We start from the raw sequence: 18184 nt of genomic DNA on the forward strand, positions 1-18184 counted from the left end.
CTTCCGACCCAACTGACTCGCAGCTGAGGCCGTTTTGGGAGCTGAAAACGGCCTCACCTGCGAGTCAGTTGGGCGAGTGGACGGCCGGGCTACTTCAGCCCGGCCCCCGGCAGCAGTTCCGTGGCGCCCAGGGAGTCGGCCACGAAGGCGTAGTCCCAGGCGCGTTCTTTCCACTGAACGTACCGGCCGGACGCGCCGCCGTGGCCGCCGTCCATCTCGATCTTCATCACGATCGGCTCGCTGCCGGTGTTGACCTCGCGAAGCCGCTGCACCCACTTGGCCGGCTCGACGTAGAGCACCCGGGTGTCGTTGAACGAGGTCACGGCCGCGATTTTCGGGTACGCCGCGGCACGGACGTTCTCATACGGCGTGTATGACTTCATGTACGCGTACACCTCGGGGTCCGTGATCGGGTTGCCCCACTCCTCCCACTCCAGGGCGGAGAGCGGCAGCTCAGGGTCCAGGATGGTGGTCAGCGCATCCACGAACGGGACGGCGGCGACGATGGCGGCGTACTTTTCCGGCGCCAGGTTCGCGACGGCGCCCATCAGCAGTCCGCCGGCCGATCCGCCCATCGCCGCGATCCGGGCCGGGTCCACCCAGCCGGAGCCGGCCAGCCAATCCGTGGCCGCGATGAAGTCCGTGAACGTGTTCTTCTTGTGCAGCTTCTTGCCGTCGTCGTACCAGTGCCGGCCCAGCTCGCCGCCGCCGCGGATGTGCGCGATCACGAACACGATCCCGCGGTCCAGGAGCGAGAGCCGGGCGATCCCGAAGCCGGGGTCCATGCTCATCTCGTAGGAGCCGTAGCCGTACACCAGGCCGGCCGCGCTGGAATCCCTCGCCACGGAGGCGTGCCGCAGCACCGAGAGCGGGATCCGGGTGCCGTCGGAGGCCTCCGCCCATTCCCGGGTGGCGACGTAGTCGGCGGCGGAGTAGCCGCCCAGCACCGGGCTTTCCTTGCGCAGGAGCAGTTCGCCGGCGGAGCGTTCGGGCGTCGGCAGGACGAAATCGTAGACGCGGGAGGGGGTGACGTAGGAGGTGTAGCCCATCCGGATCACCGGCGCCTCGTAGTCGGAGCCGGAGACTCCGGCGGTGTAGAGCTCCTCGTCGAAGGCCGGTTCCACGGCGGGCGCCTGGTCCGGCGTGCCGAGCCCGGCCAGCGGCACCACCTGGACGCGTTCGATGGTGTCCTTCCGGATCGAGAGCACCAGGTGGGTGGCGGTGACGCCGGCGCCGTTGACGCGGACATCGTCGGAGTGGGCGACGACGGTCTGCCAGTGCTGCTCCGCGACCGGCTTGGCGAGCTCGGCCGGGTCCACCAGGGACACCATGGAGTTGATGGCGTCCTTGTTGTGGGTCAGCAGGATGGTCTCGCGCGGGGCGCCGGAAGCGTCGGCGAGCTGGAACGGCTCGGCCTCGTAGAGGATGCGTTCGTCGCGGGAGATGACGGTGGTGAGGCCGGCGCCGGGGTCATCGAAGCGCAGCAGCCGGGTCTCGCTGAACTCGGAGCAGCCGATGCCCAGGACCAGGTGGCGGCGGTCCGCGGAGAGCTCGAAGCCGAGCCACATGGCGACGTCGTCCTCCTGGTAGATCACCTCGTCCTCGGCCACGGGGGTGCCGAGGACGTGGGCCTTGACCTGGTAGGGCCGCCAGGAGGCATCCACCACGGTGTAAAAGATCCGGGTGCCATCGGGGGAGAAGGAGAGCCCGTAGAAGACGTTCTCGATCACGTCCGGCAGCAGTTCGCCGGTCCGCAGGTCCTTGATCCGCAGCGTGAAGCGTTCGTCGCCGGCGTTGTCCACGGCGTAGGCGTAGAGGTTCCCGTCGATGGTCACGGCGGCGCCGCCGATGGAGAAGAACGGCTTGCCCTCGGCCTCGATGTTGCCGTCGAGCAGGATTTCCTCGCCGGGGATGCCGACGCCGACCTCGACGGCGGGCGGCGTCCAGTCCGCCACCGGGTCACCGCTGTCCTGGGCGCGGACGCGGCACTGGATGCCGTATTCCTTGCCCTCGACCGAGCGGGTGTAGTACCACCAGCCGTCCTTGCGGTTGGGTACCGAGAGGTCCGTCTCCTGGGTTCGGCCCTTGATCTCCTCGAAGATGGCCTGACGAAGCGGCTCCTGGTGCGCGGTGACGGCCTCCTGGTAGGCGTTTTCGGCCTTCAGCAGCTCCACGACCTCGGCGGATTCCTTGTCCCGCAGCCACTCGTAGTTGTCCTCGAACACATCCCCGTGGTGGGTGCGGAGCGTAGGAACCTTCCGGGCGACGGGCGGCCGCGAGGCGGCCTGATCGGGGGCGGACGGGCTGCCGGCGGCGGGAGTCTCAGTCATGGACCCAATCTACCCGCGACCGGTGTCAGTTCCCGTTCGGCAGGGTCTGCGCGGGAGCCGGAGTGCCGAAGCCCTTGCGGCTCATCACGCCCCAGTCCTTGCTGCCCCGGGCGTAGCGCACCAGCCCGGTCAGCCGCCAGTACACGGTGAGTTGCCGGTAGCCGATGCCCTCCACCACGCTCCAGAGGAGCAGCAGCATCAGGTCCGACCACCGGTGGTAGCGCCGGTAAGAGAGTTCCTCCAGCGCCATGACGGCCACGTTCAGCAGGACGCCCCAGCCATAGGCTACGGCCAGGAACAACAACGCAAAGGTCACGTCCACCGCCCCGAGCATCAGGCCCAGCGGGACGGCGATGACCCCGAGTGCCTCGACGACGGGACCCAGCAGTTCCACCACAACGTAGTACGGGTAGACCACCAGGCCCAGGGACCGGTACCGCGGATTGAGCAGCAGGCGCCGGTGCCGCCGCAGCACGTCGGTCAGGCCGCGGTGCCAGCGGTCCCGCTGCCGCCCCAGGACCCGCAGGGATTCGGGCACCTCGGTCCAGGCCACCGGGTCGGGCACGAAGTCCACCCGGCTGGCCGTCCCGCGTTCCTGGCCCCGCCGCCGCAGGTCCGCGATCAGTTCCATGTCCTCGCCGACGGTGTCGTGGACGTACCCGCCCACGTCCAGCACGGAAGCCCGGTTGAAGAGGCCGAAGGCTCCGGAAATGATCAGGTTGCCGCCCAGGTTGTTCCAGCCCAGCCGGCCGAAGAGGAAGGAGCGCAGGTACTCCACCGCCTGGCAGCCGGCGAGCAGCCCGCGGGGGACCCGGGCGTCGATGACCCGCCCGTTGGCCACTGTCGAGCCGTTGGCCACCCGGATGGTCCCCCCGGCGGCCACCACGTTCTCATCGGTCAGGAAGGGGCGGACAATCCGCAGCAACGCATCCGGTTCGATCAGGGTGTCGGCGTCGATGGCGCAGACAAGCTCACCGGTGGCACAGTTCAAGCCCGCGTTCAGGGCATCGGCTTTGCCGCCGTTCTCCTTGTCCACCACCAGCAGCTGCGGGTGGACCTGGGAGCGGTAGAGGCCCCGGATGCGCTGGGACTGCACCTGGTTCCGGAAGATCGGGTGGATCGGGTAGAGCTCGAAGGTGCGGATGAGGACGTCCAGGGTGGAGTCGCTGGAACCATCGTTGATGAGCACCACCTCCAGCGCCGGGTACTGGAGCATCAGCAGCGCATGGACGCTTTCGGCGACGTTGGCTTCCTCGTTGTAGGCCGGCGCCAGGGCGCTGATGGTGGGGGTAACCGCGGATCCCAGCAGGCCCACGCGGTCTTCCTCCCAGGTGCGCTGCCGGTGCCGCCGCATGGCGGCGGAGGCGCTTACCAGCAGGGCCGTCTGGCAGCCGTTGACCACGATGAAGTAGGCGAACACCGCCCAGGCGAAACCCACCAGAATCGTGCTGACGAGGTCGGCGATCATCCGCGCTCCTTACCGTTCGTTACGAAAGCGTCCGGGGCGATCCCGTTGTCCGCAAAGTGGGCGGGGCCGCCGCGGTCCAGCACCTGCCGGGCCATGTCCTGGGCAAACCGGTCGGAGCTGTCCAGCGCCCGCTGCAGGTACAGCTGGCCGGGGCCGCCCAGCCGGTCCAGCGCCAGGCCGGCCGCACGACGTACCTCCCAGGCGGGGTCGCTGAGCATCCCGGCCAGCCGGGGCGAGCTGGGCCAGTGGCCCAGGCCGCCCAGTCCTGCCGCGGCTGCGGCCCGGACTGCGGGTGCCGGGTCGTCGAGGAAGCCCTCCAGGCCTTCGACGCCGTCGGATCCGCCTCCGGAGGCGATCACTTGGACGACGGCGGCGCGAACGTCGGGGTCGCTGCTCCCGCGGTGGGCCAGCGCCGGCCCCATCAAAGCGGAGTCGTGGACGCGGGAGGCCACGAGGAGTGCCGTGGCCAGCGACGCCGGGGTCTCCTCCGACATGTGGTCGATGAGGGCGGGCACCGCATGCAGGCCCATCCGGATCAGGGTGCGGTGGGCGGTCAACCGGCAGGCGAGGGCGTCGTCGCTGAGCATGCGGACCAGCCGTGATGCGAGCTCCGGGCTCGGGTGGTTCGCCGCCCAGGCGGCGGCGGCGCTGCGGACCTCGGCACGGGCGTCTTCGAGCAGCGGCGGGACGGTACTCTCGCCACCGCCGAGGATCACCAGCAGCCGGATGCCTTTAAGCCTGCGCGGCCAGGACGGGCTGGCGCACCAGCGGGCGGCCCGCTCGGTGAGCGCTGCGTAGACGGGAAGTTCGGCCAGCCGGGCGCGGCCGGCGGCGTCGACGCTGCGGGTGGCGTCGGCCACCACCTCGATCGCCTTGTCCACCGGGAGCCGGCCCAGGGCGGGGCGGTCCGTGGCGCCGGCCAGGACGCGGGCAACCACCTGCCGGCCGGTGCGCAGCCCGGACCTCAGCCGGGCGGTGCGTAGCTGCTGAAATGCCGCGTGGCCCAGTACCACGCTCAGCCCGGCACCCAGCACCCCGCCCTCGGCGAGCAGGACGGCTGCCAGCATGTCGTAGAGTTGCACGTCAGAGTCCCATGGCCCGGTCAACGCGCTGCATCAGCACGGGCACACTGAAGGGCTTGGCGACGTGGTCGAACGCGCCCAGAGTGAGGGCATTGACGATTTCCTTTTCGCTGGAGTGGGCGGTCAGCATGATCACCCGGGTCTCGGACAGGCGGCCTGTGACGGCAAGCTGCCGGAGCAGGCCGAACCCATTGAGGACGGGAAGGTCGACGTCGAGGAGCACCACGCGCGAGCGCAGCGCGGGTTTGGCCCCGGCCAGCTCATCGGCCGCCGCCTGTCCGTCGCCGAAGTGGCGGAAGCGGTAGCCGCGCGTGGTCACTGCGTGCCGCAGGAGGTCCGCCAGGAGCGGGTCGTCCTCGACCGCCACAACGTCAACGTCATAATCGGCTCCGGGCGCTGCGCCCGCGCCGGATACCCCGGCGTCCGGTCCGGGGGCCGGGGCCTTAACGGCCACATCGTGCGCCTGTCCGTTGCGCGGCCCGGCGCCGAGCATCCGGGCACGGGCGATGCGGTTGCGGACACGCGCGGCCAGTTCGGGTGCGTCGAGGGTGCCTGCGACGACGTCGTCCGCCCCGGCGTCGAAGAGGGCTGCCGCCGCTCCCGGGTCGGGATCGTCAGAGAGCACGATGACGGGCAGCGCCGCCCATGTGGGGTCGCTGCGGAGCGCCCGGCACAATTCGGCCGCGTCATCGCCGGCGGCAGAGGTCCCGAGGATCACCAGGTCCGGGCCGACGGTTGCCAGCTGCACCCAAAACTGCGCGGAGTCGGCCACGGATTCGACGCTCAGGCCGGCCTGGAGCACGGCTCCGATTGCCGGGGAGAGCTCCCGGGGCAGTTGGTCCAGGATCAGCACCGTGCTTTCGGAATCCTTCGCCGGGGCCATCAAGCCCTGCAGCGCGGCGAGGATGTCCCCGGCGGCCGTCTCCGAACTGAGGAAGCCGCGGGCTCCGGCGCGCACGGCGGCGACCCGCTCACCGGCCGCCTCCGGGGCTGCCAGGGCCAGCGCAGGGACGGGCGGGTTGAGGGCTGCCAATCGGCTGATGAGCCCCAGGCTGCCGCTGCCGGAGGTGAGTTCCACCAGTGCCGCGGCGGGCTGCGATCCCTCCGGGAGGATCCCCCGGCGTCGGGTGCCAGCGGGACCAGTCCCAGGCCCTCGGCGGCGGATGTCAGCTGCCGGCGCAGTCTCCGGCTGGTCACTTCGATGACCACGGACGGGCCGGAGGGTGAGCCGTTGGCCGGAGAACCGGCCCCGTCCTGACCGGCTTTCGGTGCGGTAACCAGATCCGGGTCCCGGCCGAGGTCGTCGCGCAGGGCCACCACCTCGTCGGCCGCCGCCAGGGTCCGGTCCAGGGGGATGGGATACGCTCCGGCCAGAATGCTCTCGAGTTCGCGGGCCGCCGCCGAGGCTCGGCGGAACCCGAACGTCCCGGCCGCGCCGGCGAGCCTGTGGGCATCGCGTTCGGCGGCCAGGCGGGTGTCAGGGGAGAGGCTCCCCTCGATCAGCGACGCTACCGCGTCCTCCAGCGAGGCGACACGGTCCATGACGTCGTCGCGGTTGTTGTTCCAGATCACCCGGATCATTGCCGCAGCGTCGCCGGCTCCGGGGGAGTCGACGCCGGCCGCTGCCGTGCCGCCGGTCACCGGTCCCACCCCAGGATGGCCGCGATCTCGTTGCTGATCGTCATCGGGTCGAAGGGCTTCGCCAGCATCCCGGCAACGCCCAGCGCCGTGAACCGGGTCCGGTCCGCGGCCTGGGTCTTGGCCGTCAGGAGGATCACCGGAACGTCCGCCGTCTCGGGCTGCTGCTGCAACCGCGCGAAGGTTTCCGGCCCGTCCAGCCCGGGCATCATGACATCCAGCACGATCGCGTCCGGCGGGCTGGTCCGGGCCTTGTCCAGGCCCTCCGTGCCGGAAGCGGCGGTGCTGACGTCGTAGCCGCCCACCATCTCGAGCGCGGTGCACGCCACTTCCCGGATGCCCCGGTCATCGTCAATCAGCAAAATGCTCCGGCGCTTAGCCATGGGAGATCTCCTTTGAGGTGTTCGTCAGGTGGCCTAGGAGGTCCATGACATGCAGTTCAAATTCGTCCGGGTTGACCCGGCCCTTGGTGAAGAAGCCGGTCTTCCCAAGCCTCAGCCGCTTCCGGTCCGGCTCGTCCACGTCGCGGGCGCTGTAGACCGCCAGCGGGGTGCCCCGCAGCCGCGGGTCCTGGCGCAGCTGTGCCACAACGGCGAATCCGTCTTGGTCCGGCAGCTGCAGGTCCAGGACCACCAGGTCCGGCACGATCCGGGCGCAGGCGTCCACCGCCTGGCGTGCGGTGGCGGCCCGGTGCACGCGGATGCCGAGCCGGCGGAACCGTTCGGCCAGGACGGCGGCCAGCCCGTCGTCATCTTCCACGAGCAGGAGCTCCGGGCCCGCGTCATGCCTGTCGATGACCGCCCGCACGGCCTCCACCAGGCCGCCCAGGTCCATCGGCTCGTCCGCCGCGGCGAGGTCGTCGGATTCGGCGAACACCCTGTCGCCGTCGAAGCTGAGGAACACCACCGGCACGTCATGGGTCTCCGCCTGGGCGTGCAGCCCCATGACCGCCTCCCAGTTGGCCACCGCCGGGGTGCGTTGTTCGAAGAGAATCACCGCGGGGCGGTGGCGGAGTGCCGCGTCGAGCAGCAGCGTCCCGCCGGCCACCTCGACCGGTTCGTAGCCGCGGGAGAGCAGCACGTCCGCGATCCGTTCCCTGACCGCGGCCACGTCGCTGCAGACCAGGACCCTGGGTCCGGCCGGTGCGTCCTCCTCGTCCGACTCAGCGTCCAGAGAGGACGACGCCGCCACGGCGGGGGACAGCGTCACCGGAGACTCAGCTACAGCGAGTGACGGTGCAGGGGCGGCCGGGATGGTCAGCGCCAGCACAGCTCCGCCGCCCGGCGGGCTCTCGGCCCGGATCCTGCCGCCGTGCTGTTCGACAATGGTCCGGCAGATGGCCAGGCCCAGCCCGGTGCCGCCCTTGTCCCGCGCATCGGAGCCGTCCACCTGCTGGAATCGGTCGAAGATCCGCTCCAGGTCGGCCTCGGGGATGCCGCGGCCTTGGTCCCGGACCTGAATGGTCAACCCGGTGTCATCTTCCCGGACGGACAGCACAACCTCCGCACCGGCGGGGGAGAACTTGATGGCGTTGCTCAGCAGGTTGGTGAGGGTTTGTTCGATCCGGTCCGGGTCTACCCGGTGCCGGGCGGGCGGGGCGTCCAGGGTGAGGCGCACCCCGGCCCGGTCGGCCATGGGCCGCATCACCTCCAGGGACCGCTCCGCCAGGACTGCCACGTCGCAGTCCTGCAGGGTCAGGTCCACCTTCCCGGAATTGAGCCGTTCGATGTCCAGGATGTCGTTGATCAGCCGGACCAGGCGGTCCGTGTTGTGGGCGGCGATCTCCACCATCTGCTTGCCGCGGGGATTCAGTTCCCCCAGCAAGCCGGCCCGCAGCAGGCCCAGGGCTCCGTGGATTGAGGTCAGGGGTGTCCGCAGTTCATGGCCCACCACGGAGACGAATTCGTTCTTGGCCCGCTCCGCGGCGCGGCGTTCGCTGACATCGCGGATCACGCAGCTGAGGACGCGCTGTTCGCCGTCGTCGGTGGTCCACGCCGTCACCTCGGCGGGAAACTCGCGGCCGGAGCGGTGCAGCATCGGCTGTTCAAAATGCTCGGTGGGCAGTCCGGCGGCACCCGGTCCACCGCTCAGCCCCAGCAATGCCGCCAGGGTCTCGCGCCGGTCCGTCCCGGTGACCAGGGACACCAGCGGCTGGCCCAGGGCCTCGTCACGGTCCCGTCCGAAAATCTTCTCGGCCTGGGCGTTCCATTCGGTCACAACGCCGTCGGCGCAGAATTGCACGTAGGCGTCGCCGGCGGATTGTAGGATCCGGCGGGTGAGTTCCTGGCTCCGCTGGACGGCCGCGAGGGCCGCGTGCTGCTCGGTGATATCCAGCAGGGTGCCGACAATGACGCGCGGGGCGCCCACCTCGTCCACGATCCCGCCGCGGCTGTGTACCACCATCTGCGTACCGTCGGCCCGGCTGGACCGGCAGATGAAGTCCAGGCCGCCCTTGCCCTCGGCCGCCCGGGCGCAGATCTCCCCGACCCGCCGCTGATCGTCCGGATGTACCGTGGCCAACCACGTCTCCAGCGTCTCCACACCGTCACCGGTCATGCCATAGAGCTGGTACAGCCCGCGTGACCAGTGGACGTGCTCTTTCTCCAGGTCCCATTCCCAGCTGCCCACCCCGGCGATGGTCTCGGCGGTGGAGAGGCGGTTCTCGCTCAGCCTGAGGTTCCGTTCCTGCTCCAGCTGCGGCCGGAGGTCCCGCATGATTTCGGTGACGTAGTACCCCTCGGGGAAGGTCTCGTCCAGATGCAGCCGGGACGCAACGGCCACCGGGATCGCTTCTCCGGTCCGGGAGCGCAGGACCCGCTCACCCTGCCAGCGGCCGGCGCTGAGAAGCGCGGGCATGTCCTCCGCGAAGACCCGGGCCATCTCCTCCGGCTCGAAGATGTCCTCGATGGCCAGGCTGCTGACGTCCTCGTCCGCGCCGATCCCCAGCAAGGTGCGGCCGCTGGTGTTGAGCCACTGGACCCGGCCGTCGGACCTGCCCACCACCACCAGGTTGGGGCTGGCCTCCACCACGGACACCAGCTGGCCTACCTCTGCCTGGGCCTTGCGCTGGCGTTCCTCCAGGGCACGGCGCTCGCTCAGGTCATGGAGGGTTACGACGGCGCCGCGGCTCCCGTCCGTTCCGACGGGGCGGGCGGCGTAGGCGACCGGCAGGGGTGCCTTCCCGGGGCGGTCGAGGAGCAGCTCGCCGTGGGCAGGGCGGCCGGGGCCGATGGCGTCGCACGCCGCGCAGGCGTCGGCGCTGCCGGTCTCAGCGCTGCCACGCTCGGCGCTGCCACGCTCAGCGCTGCCGGGCCCAGCCGGGTGTCCCAGCGCGAGGTGGTGGTCCTGCCCCACCAGATCCTCGCGGCGTACGCCCAGCAACTCCAGGAGCGCCCGGTTAGCGAAGGAAATCCGGCCTTCGGCGTCCACGCCGTACATGGCGTCCGCTGCCGCATCCAGTATCTCCTGAAGGCTCCAGTGACTGGTGGGGCTGCTGAGGTCATTCATTCCTCGATTATGACCGAGTCTGCGGGCCCGGTCTTGTCATAGGGTGCAAGAGCCTCAGGTTTCACGTAACGATTCCGCGCTCAATGACCACTCGACGGCCGTTGAGGCGGCGTGAAAGCCGGGTGTCAGTTCCCGTTCTGAAGGTTGTGCGCGGTGATATAGGCAGGCAGGGTACCGGCTGCCAGGGCGGTGGCCACCTCCGCGGTGGCGCCGGGATCCTGCAGCACAATCGACTGTCCGTCCGGGCTGGTGCCGGTCCCCGCCGTCGGAAGGGTGAAGAAGACGCCGTTCCCCGCGGGGGTGCCGCGCAGGCTGTAGGAGAGCCGTTCCAGGGTGTCCACGGTGAGGCCCGGGGTGACTGAGACGTGCGGCAGGACGCCGGTGACGAACGCGCGGGCAGTGGCCCGGTCCGCCAGTGCGCCGCCCCCCACTGCCTTGGCCAGGACTGCCTTGAGGAAGGCCTGCTGGTCCCGGACCCGCTGGTAGTCGCCGTCCGCGAACGCCTTGCGCTCGCGGACGAAGTCCAGGGCCTGGGCGCCGGTGAGGTGGTTGATGCCGGGCGTGAAGACGTGGCCGGATTCCAGCGTGGACGTGAACGGCAGGGGCACGTCGACCTCGATGCCGCCCAGGGCGTCGGTCAGGGCCGCGAACCCCTCGAAGTCTGCCATCACGGTGTGGTCGATACGGGTCTGCAGCAGGGACTCAATCGTGCGCGTCTGCAGCTCGAGGCCGCCGAGTTCCAAGGCGGCGTTGACCTTGCCCTCGCCGTGGTCCGGGATCTCCACCCACAAGTCGCGCATGATCGAGATGCCGTAGACGTGCTGCCGGTCCGCCGGCAGGTGCACGAAGATCAGGGCGTCGCCACGCTGGTCCGACGGCGCGCCCGCGACCGCGTCCGCCCGGGCATTGACCCGGCTGTCGCTGCCGATGATCAGGATGTTGAGGTCGGCGGCCGACGGTTCGGGCGTTGGTGTGGGGGAGGCTGCGCTGGGCGGAAACGACGGCGACGGCGGCGTGGCAGGTTCGCTGCCCTGCGGCCACGGGCGGGCCAGCAGCACGCCCGTGGCCACCAGGGCCAGAACCACGGCAGCGGCGAGAATCCAGAGCACCCGGCGGCGCCGCGCAGAAGGCCGGCCGGCGCCGCCGCCTGCCCCGGCATGGCCGCCGGGCCCGGTGCCGGGACTGTCAGCGCTGCTCCCCATCCGCGGAAGCTACCACGGAAATCCGGCCGGAAACAGGGCCGAGGTGCGGTGCCTAGCTGGCCCTAGTTGCCGTTCTCGAAGTGGTTTTCGGCCACGTAGGAGGTCAGCGTGTCCTTCGTCATTGCGTCGGTGATGTGTGCGATCGCGTCGGGGTTCGGCAGGACGATGGACTGGCCGTCGGCCGAGGTGCCGGTGCCGGAGGTGGGCAGGGTGAACATGACCACGTTCTGCGCCCGCACGTCCTTGAGGTCGACGGCGAGCCCGGCAATGGTCGCGGCGTCCAGGGACTTGTCCACGCTGATGTAGGGGGACATGGCACCCACCAGGTTGCTGACCGTCACGGGGTTGGACAGCGTCTGGGCGTCGATCGATTTCTTGAGGACCGCCTTGAGGTAGGCCTGCTGGTTGCGCACCCGCTGGTAGTCGCCGTCGGCGTAGGCGTACCGCTCCCGGACGAACGCCAGCGCCTCGTCCCCGTTCATGGTGTTGGGACCGAGCCCAAAATAGTGGCCCTTGAGGTGGCTGGAATTGAACGGCGTGGTGACGTTGACCGTGACGCCGCCCAAGGCATCGGTCAGGCCCTTGAAGCTCTGGAAATCCATCATGGCCACGTGGTCGATGCGCTGCTTGAAGATCGATTCGACCGTCTGCACCATCAGCGGCGTCCCGCCCAGGGACAAGGCCGCGTTAATCTTGGCCTGACCGTGCCCGGGGATGTCCACCCACAGGTCGCGCATGATGGACATGGTGTAGATGTTCTTGCGGTCTGCCGGGATGTGCACCAGCATCAGCGTGTCCGCGCGCTGGTCGCTCGAGGCGCCCTCGGCGGCCTGGGATTCGGTGGCGCCCCGGCTGTCGCTGCCCATCAGGAGGATGTTGACGGCGGTCTTGCCGTTGCCGCCTTGGGTGGGCTGGGGCTTCTCCGGCCGGGTGGACTCCTGCGGGAACGCCGTCTCGATCTTGGTGCTCTGCGAGTCGAAGGTCCGGGCCAGGTTGAAGATGTAGCCGCCGGCCACCACCGCGGCCACCACCACCAGGATGCCGATCACCAGCAGCACCTTGCGGCCGCGGGATTTTTGGCGCCGGGCCCGGGCGGGGACGCCTCAGAATCTGCGGGGGCGGTGTCCAGGGGGTGGGTCATGATGTCCTCAGGGTTTGGAAGCGTTGCCCGCAGTCTACCGAGCGGGTGCCGAAGGCCCGGCCTCAGGCAGGCCAGGTGAGACGCGCGTAACGCAGAACGGCCAGGATGGCGGGCGCCAACTGGTCTTCCATCTGGTCATAGACGTCCTGGCCGCGGCGGTAAGGGTCCACGACGTCGTTGTCCGCGGCGTCGGCCGCGAGCGCAAGGTGCCGGACGGAGGCAGCACGGATGGGAAGGTCACGCCACTGCGGGGCGCCCCCGCCCCGGGACACGGGAACGGGTGCGGCCCCTTCACGTTCCTGGAGCCGGCCCAGCATCCGCGCGAACTCACGGATGGTAAAGGTCCGTTTGAGCAGGGAGGCGTCCAGTTGCAGGACCTCGCCGCGGTGCGAGGCGGCCATGGTCAGGACCACGTCGGACTCGCGGAGGATCTCGCGGGTCAGCTGCCGGGCCGCGAACCCGTCCGGTGTGCCACCGTACGTGCCGACGATCTCCGCGGACCGGGGCTGCATGGGCTCTCCCACCATGGCCCGGGTGCCCGCGCTGCGGACCACGAAGGCCCCCGGCTGCACCTGGTCGAGACCCGCCTGGAGAAGCCGCTCGGCGACGGGGAGCGGCAGATGTTGCCGGTGCAGACGGTGAGAATACGAATGGGGGAGTGCGTTTCCACAAAAACTCTTTCACAACTGGCGGTACCCGCGTGGTCCGCGCCCTCAACTTAACACGGGTCCCCGCTACACCCCCGGAGGCGCCCCGCGGCCCCGCCGTCGTGACCCCGCAACACCCTTGCAGGACACGACCCGGTGCTTGACGCGCTCCGAACCTTGCGCATATCCTGAACGAACGGTCGGTAATTATTTATCGGAAACGCATAGGAGCAACCATGGCATCGCAGACCCTGCAGTCAGTGCCCGCCGAGCCCTCGCCGGCACGGCACGATTCACGGCTCGAGAGCCGGCACGAAATGAGCCCCGAGGACGCGGCCCGCCGGGATGCCGAAGGCCAGGCCTATTTCGACAAGGTGATGGCGGACGATTCCCGGGTCGAGCCCCGGGACTGGATGCCGGCGGCGTACCGCAAGACCCTGGTTCGGCAGATCTCCCAGCACGCGCACTCCGAAATCATCGGCATGCAGCCGGAGGCGAACTGGATCACCCGCGCCCCCAGCCTGAAGCGCAAGTCCATCCTGATGGCCAAGGTCCAGGACGAGGCCGGCCACGGGCTCTACCTGTACTCCGCCGCGGAGACCCTCGGCCAGCCGCGGGACCAGATGATGCAGGACCTGATGGACGGCAAGGCCAAGTACTCCTCCATCTTCAACTATCCCGCCCGCACCTGGGCAGACATGGGCGCGATCGGCTGGATGGTCGACGGCGCCGCAATCGCCAACCAGGTCCCGCTCTGCCGTGCCTCCTACGGACCCTACGGCCGCGCCATGGTCCGGGTCTGCAAGGAAGAGTCCTTCCACCAGCGCCAGGGCTTCGAGATCCTGCTGGAACTTTCGCACGGCACCCCCGCGCAGAAGCAGATGGCCCAGGATGCCGTGAACCGCTGGTACGCCCCGGCCCTGATGATGTTCGGGCCGCCGGACGACGATTCGCCCAACTCCAAGCAGTCCATGGCCTGGAACATCAAGCGCTTCAGCAACGACGAGCTCCGCAACCGCTTCGTCGGCATGATGATGGAGCAGGTCAAGGTCCTGGGTCTGACCCTGCCGGACGAGGACATCCGTTTCAACGAGGAAACGAAGAAATGGGAACACGGCCCGCTGGACTGGGATGAATTCCACGAGGTCATCGCCGGCCGCGGCCAGTGCAACGCCCAGCGCCTGGAACGGCGCCGCGAAGCCCACCAGAACGGCGCCTGGGTGCGCGAGGCCGCAGCGGCCTACGCCGAGAAGCAGGCCAAGAAGAACGCAGAGAAGGAAGCCGCAGCATGACCACCCCCGAACCCCACGCCGGCAACGTCTGGCCGATCTGGGAAGTCTTTGTCCGCTCCAGCCGCGGCCTGTCCCACGTCCACGCCGGATCCCTGCACGCCCCGGACGCGGCAATGGCGCTGCGCAACGCCCGCGACCTCTACACCCGCCGCAACGAGGGCGTCTCCATCTGGGTGGTCCCGGCCGAGGCCATCGCCTCCTCCGATCCGGACGCCAAGGGCTCCTTCTTCGAGTCCCCCCAGGGCAAGGACTACCGGCACGCCACCTACTACACCAAGAGCGAGGGCGTGAAGCACCTGTGAGCACCCCCGAAGCAGCCACCACCAACGCAACGGACCACGACGGCGGCCACGGAAATATCTCCGTCGGCGTCGCGGGTGCGGGAGCGGGCGGCGACGGCATGGCCAGCGCCACCCGCATCACCCCCGGCAACGCCCTCCGCCCCGAAGACATCGCCCTCGCCGTCAGCCGCGGCACCGCCACACCGGACGCCGACGCCGCCGAGCTGGCCCTGCGCCTGGGCGACGACGCCCTGGTCCTCGCCCAGCGCCTGAGCCACTGGATCTCCCGCGCCCCCGAGCTGGAAGAGGACATCGCCCTGGGCAACATCGCCCTGGACCAGCTGGGCCACGCCCGCTCCTTCCTGACCTACGCCGGCGGCCTGGACGGCCGCAGCGAGGACGACCTGGCGTATTTCCGCCGCGAGCACGAGTTCCGCTCCGTGCAGCTCTTCGAACAGCCCAATGGCGACTTCGCCGTCACCATCGCCCGGCAGTTCGCCGTCAGCTACTACCAGTTCGAGCTCTACCGCCAGCTGGCCCAGTCCAGCGACGCCATGATCGCCGGCATCGCCGCGAAGGCGGTCAAGGAAGTCGACTACCACCGGGACCACAGCGCCCAATGGGTGCTGCGCCTGGCCCTCGGCACGGAGGAATCCCGGGCCCGGATGATCCATGGCCTCGCCGTGGTCTGGCCCTACGTGGACGAACTGTTCCGCGACGACGAGCTCACCGGCCGGCTCAGCGACGCCGGCGTCGCCGTCCAGCCCTCCAGCCTGCGCGCCGACTTCGACCGGCTGACCGGCGAGGTGCTGGCCGAGGCCGAACTCGAGGTGCCGAAGGTCCAGCCCGCCCCCGGCGGCGGCCGCCGCGGCCTGCACTCCGAACACCTGGGCTACCTGCTCGCCGAGATGCAGGTCCTGGCCCGCGAGCATCCCGGAGCGAGCTGGTAACCATGGCCGAGATGTACCTCAGCCACCCGACGGCTGACGCTGCCCCCAGCCCGAAGTCCGCGGAGCAGAAGGCCTGGGACCTCGCCGCGACGGTCTGCGACCCCGAAATCCCCGTCCTGACCATCGCCGACCTCGGCATCCTCCGGGATGTCGAGGTGGCGAAGGAACCGGACAGGGACGACGGCGGCATGGTCCCTGCGGTACGGGTCACCATCACGCCCACCTACTCGGGCTGCCCCGCCATGGACACCATCCGCGACGACCTCACCGCGGCTTTCCACGCCGCCGGCTACCCGCGCGTCGACGTGGACCTGGTGCTCTCCCCGGCCTGGACCACCGACTGGATGAGCGAGGAGGGCAAGGCCAAGCTGGAGCAGTACGGCATCGCCCCGCCCTCCGGCCACTCCCGTGCCGGCGGCCACTCGGGCCCGGTCCGGCTGAGCCTGGCCGTGAAATGCCCGCAGTGCTCCTCGCTGCACACCAAGGAACTCACCCGCTTCGGTTCCACCTCCTGCAAGGCGCTCTACGTCTGCCAGGACTGCAAGGAACCGTTCGATTACTTCAAAGTCTTGTAAGGAACAGGTGCCCCCATGACCGTTGTCCGCCAGACCGCCGCCGAGACGGCGGCAGCCACCGGCCGCCGTCGTGCGTCCTTCCACCCGCTGACCGTGGACCAGGTCCGCCGGCTCACCGACGATGCGATCGAGGTCACCTTCGCCGTCCCGGCCGAACTCGCCGGCCAGTTCGACTACCTCCCGGGCCAGTACGTCGCCCTGCGCACCACCCTGCCGGACGCTGCCGGGGAACCGCACGAGATCCGCCGCAGCTACTCGATCTGCGCGGAGCCGCGCAGCTTCGCGGACGGCAGCAGCGAGATCCGCGTGGCCATCAAGAAGGACCTGGGCGGCCTGTTCTCCACCTGGGCCAACGCCGAGCTCAAGGCCGGGGACGTGCTGGACGTGATGAGCCCGATGGGCGCGTTCGTCTCCAAGCACGGCCGGGACGGCCAGGAACAAAACCTCATGACGTCCATGAACAACCCGGAGCAGCTCGCCGGGGAGGCCGGGAACTTCGTGGCGATCGCCGCCGGCTCCGGCATCACCCCCGTGATCGCCATCGCCCGGACCCTGCTGGCCGCGCACCCGGACACCCGCTTCGACCTGATCTACGCCAACAAGGCGGCCATGGACGTGATGTTCCTCGAGGAACTCGCGGACCTCAAGGACAAGTACCCGTCCCGGCTGGCCCTGCACCACGTGCTCTCCCGCGAGCAGCGGATCGCCCCGCTCCTCAGCGGCCGGATCGACGCCGAGAAGCTCGAGGCGCTGCTGGGTACCGCCATCCACGCCGACGACGTGGACGAATGGTTCCTCTGCGGCCCGTTCGAACTGGTCCAGCTGTGCCGCGACACCCTCGCCGCCCGCGGGGTCAAGCCCGAGCACATCCGCTTCGAGCTGTTCACCTCCGGCAAGCCGGACCGTCCCGAGGGCAACATCGGCCGGCCGGTGGTGGCCGACGAATCCCAGGAAAGCTACAAGATCACCTTCACCCTCGACGGGCTGCAGGGCGAGGTGGCCAGCCCCACCCACGCCCGCGAGTCCATCCTCAACGCAGCCCTCCGGGTCCGCCCGGATGTCCCCTTCGCCTGCGCCGGCGGCGTCTGCGGCACGTGCCGGGCCAAGGTGGTCACCGGCTCCGTCACGATGGACGAGAACTACGCGCTGGAACAGGACGAACTGGACAAGGGCTACGTGCTGACCTGCCAGTCGCACCCCACCACCCCCAGCGTCACCGTCGACTTCGACGTCTAAGCCCGCCACCGCCTTTCCGACTGCCTTTCCCCGACGAGGAGCCGCATGATTTCCCTGACCATCGCCGACGGCGTCGCCGAGATCGTCCTGGACGCCCCGCAGAAGCTGAACTCTCTCGACGAGCAGGCGCTGCGGGACCTGGACCGGGCCTACGCCGACGCCGCGGCCGCCGCCGCGCGCGGCGAGGTGCGGGCGCTGCTGCTCCGCGGGGAGGGCCGGGCGTTCTGCGCCGGCCGGGACATCGCCGGCGTCACCCCGCGAACGACGACGCCGAGGCCTACCTCGGCGGGCTGGTGCAGCCGCTGATGGAGAAGATGAGCGCCTTCCCGGCCCCCACCTTCGCCGCCGCGCAGGGCGCCTGCCTGGGCGTGGGACTGGGACTGCTGCTTGCCACGGACGTCGTGTACGTGGCGGAGAACGCGAAGTTCGGCTCTCCGTTTGCCAAGCTCGGCGCCACCCTGGACTCCGGCGGGCACTGGTACTTCACCGAACGTCTCGGGATGCACCGCACCCTGGACCTGATCTACACCGCCGAGCTGATCTCCGGCACCGAGGCGGTGGCGGAGGGGCTCTTTAGCCGGGCGCTCCCGGCGGATGGGCTGCTGGAGACCACCCGCGGCATCGTCGCCAAGGTCGCCACCGGCCCCACCGGCGCCTTCACCGCCAGCAAGGAACTGGTGGCCCACATCCGCGATCAGCGGCTGGGCCTCTGGCAGTCCATGGCGGAGGAGAACTCCGAGCAGGCCCGGCTCTGCGAGAGCGAGGACTACGCCGAGGGCTTCCTGGCCTTCCAGGAGAAACGAACTCCGGTCTTCAAGGGCTGACCGATAAACTC

14 protein-coding genes and 2 pseudogenes are annotated in these 18184 nt (G+C 69.8%); 6 read left to right on the top strand and 10 right to left on the bottom strand.

The features are described from left to right. Nucleotides 1–89 precede the first annotated feature (89 nt). From ACRQ5B_RS08880 to ACRQ5B_RS08925, 10 genes and pseudogenes are all read right to left on the bottom strand, one after another. Entirely contained in the window at nucleotides 90–2330 is a 2241-nt protein-coding gene (locus ACRQ5B_RS08880) for a S9 family peptidase (protein WP_432393320.1), read from the bottom strand. 25 nt (nucleotides 2331–2355) lie between these two features. Beyond that, nucleotides 2356–3798, bottom strand: a complete 1443-nt coding sequence (locus ACRQ5B_RS08885; RefSeq protein WP_432393322.1) for a glycosyltransferase family 2 protein — start codon at nucleotides 3796–3798, stop codon at nucleotides 2356–2358. Further along, nucleotides 3795–4880 carry a HEAT repeat domain-containing protein gene (locus ACRQ5B_RS08890; RefSeq protein ID WP_432393324.1) on the bottom strand — a complete coding sequence of 362 codons (1086 nt, stop codon included), beginning with the start codon at nucleotides 4878–4880 and terminating at the stop codon, nucleotides 3795–3797. The genes ACRQ5B_RS08885 and ACRQ5B_RS08890 overlap by 4 nt, the downstream gene beginning before the upstream one ends. 1 nt (nucleotide 4881) lies before the next feature. After that, nucleotides 4882–5838, bottom strand: a complete 957-nt coding sequence (locus ACRQ5B_RS08895) for a response regulator (RefSeq protein ID WP_432393326.1) — start codon at nucleotides 5836–5838, stop codon at nucleotides 4882–4884. Continuing rightward, nucleotides 5763–6521 (bottom strand): Hpt domain-containing protein, encoded by a 759-nt coding sequence (locus ACRQ5B_RS08900; protein ID WP_432393328.1) that lies wholly within the window; start codon nucleotides 6519–6521, stop codon nucleotides 5763–5765. Before ACRQ5B_RS08900 ends, ACRQ5B_RS08895 begins: the two co-directional genes overlap by 76 nt. Further along, nucleotides 6518–6901, bottom strand: a complete 384-nt coding sequence (locus tag ACRQ5B_RS08905) for a response regulator (protein ID WP_432393330.1) — start codon at nucleotides 6899–6901, stop codon at nucleotides 6518–6520. Before ACRQ5B_RS08905 ends, ACRQ5B_RS08900 begins: the two co-directional genes overlap by 4 nt. Next, a complete protein-coding gene (locus ACRQ5B_RS08910; RefSeq protein ID WP_432393332.1) occupies nucleotides 6894–10025 on the bottom strand; it encodes a PAS domain S-box protein in 3132 nt (1043 codons plus the stop codon). The genes ACRQ5B_RS08905 and ACRQ5B_RS08910 overlap by 8 nt, the downstream gene beginning before the upstream one ends. Before the next feature lie 125 nt (nucleotides 10026–10150). Beyond that, entirely contained in the window at nucleotides 10151–11227 is a 1077-nt protein-coding gene (locus ACRQ5B_RS08915; protein WP_432393334.1) for an LCP family protein, read from the bottom strand. Nucleotides 11228–11289: 62 nt separating this feature from the next. Next, nucleotides 11290–12276, bottom strand: coding sequence for an LCP family protein (locus tag ACRQ5B_RS08920; RefSeq protein WP_432393336.1), 987 nt, complete (start codon nucleotides 12274–12276; stop codon nucleotides 11290–11292). Between the two features lie 154 nt (nucleotides 12277–12430). Next, nucleotides 12431–13038 (bottom strand): annotated as a pseudogene (locus tag ACRQ5B_RS08925) (low molecular weight phosphatase family protein). A gap of 213 nt (nucleotides 13039–13251) precedes the next feature. On the opposite strand from ACRQ5B_RS08925, the gene paaA reads away from it, so the two are divergent. From paaA to ACRQ5B_RS08955, 6 genes and pseudogenes are all read left to right on the top strand, one after another. Continuing rightward, nucleotides 13252–14307 carry a 1,2-phenylacetyl-CoA epoxidase subunit PaaA gene (paaA, locus tag ACRQ5B_RS08930; protein ID WP_432393337.1) on the top strand — a complete coding sequence of 352 codons (1056 nt, stop codon included), beginning with the start codon at nucleotides 13252–13254 and terminating at the stop codon, nucleotides 14305–14307. Then, on the top strand, nucleotides 14304–14609 hold the full coding sequence (gene paaB / locus ACRQ5B_RS08935; RefSeq protein WP_290256078.1) for a 1,2-phenylacetyl-CoA epoxidase subunit PaaB: 306 nt from the start codon (nucleotides 14304–14306) through the stop codon (nucleotides 14607–14609). Before paaA ends, paaB begins: the two co-directional genes overlap by 4 nt. Further along, complete coding sequence (gene paaC, locus ACRQ5B_RS08940) at nucleotides 14606–15538, top strand: 1,2-phenylacetyl-CoA epoxidase subunit PaaC (RefSeq protein WP_432393339.1); 933 nt, start codon at nucleotides 14606–14608, stop codon at nucleotides 15536–15538. Before paaB ends, paaC begins: the two co-directional genes overlap by 4 nt. Nucleotides 15539–15549: 11 nt before the next feature. Beyond that, complete coding sequence (paaD, locus tag ACRQ5B_RS08945; RefSeq protein ID WP_432398730.1) at nucleotides 15550–16113, top strand: 1,2-phenylacetyl-CoA epoxidase subunit PaaD; 564 nt, start codon at nucleotides 15550–15552, stop codon at nucleotides 16111–16113. Nucleotides 16114–16128: 15 nt separating this feature from the next. Then, entirely contained in the window at nucleotides 16129–17349 is a 1221-nt protein-coding gene (gene paaE, locus ACRQ5B_RS08950; protein WP_432393341.1) for a 1,2-phenylacetyl-CoA epoxidase subunit PaaE, read from the top strand. Between the two features lie 45 nt (nucleotides 17350–17394). Next, nucleotides 17395–18173, top strand: a pseudogene (locus ACRQ5B_RS08955) (enoyl-CoA hydratase/isomerase family protein). Nucleotides 18174–18184 lie beyond the last annotated feature (11 nt).

Origin of the sequence: Pseudarthrobacter sp. L19 (assembly GCF_050859435.1) — a bacterium.
Lineage (GTDB): Bacteria > Actinomycetota > Actinomycetes > Actinomycetales > Micrococcaceae > Arthrobacter.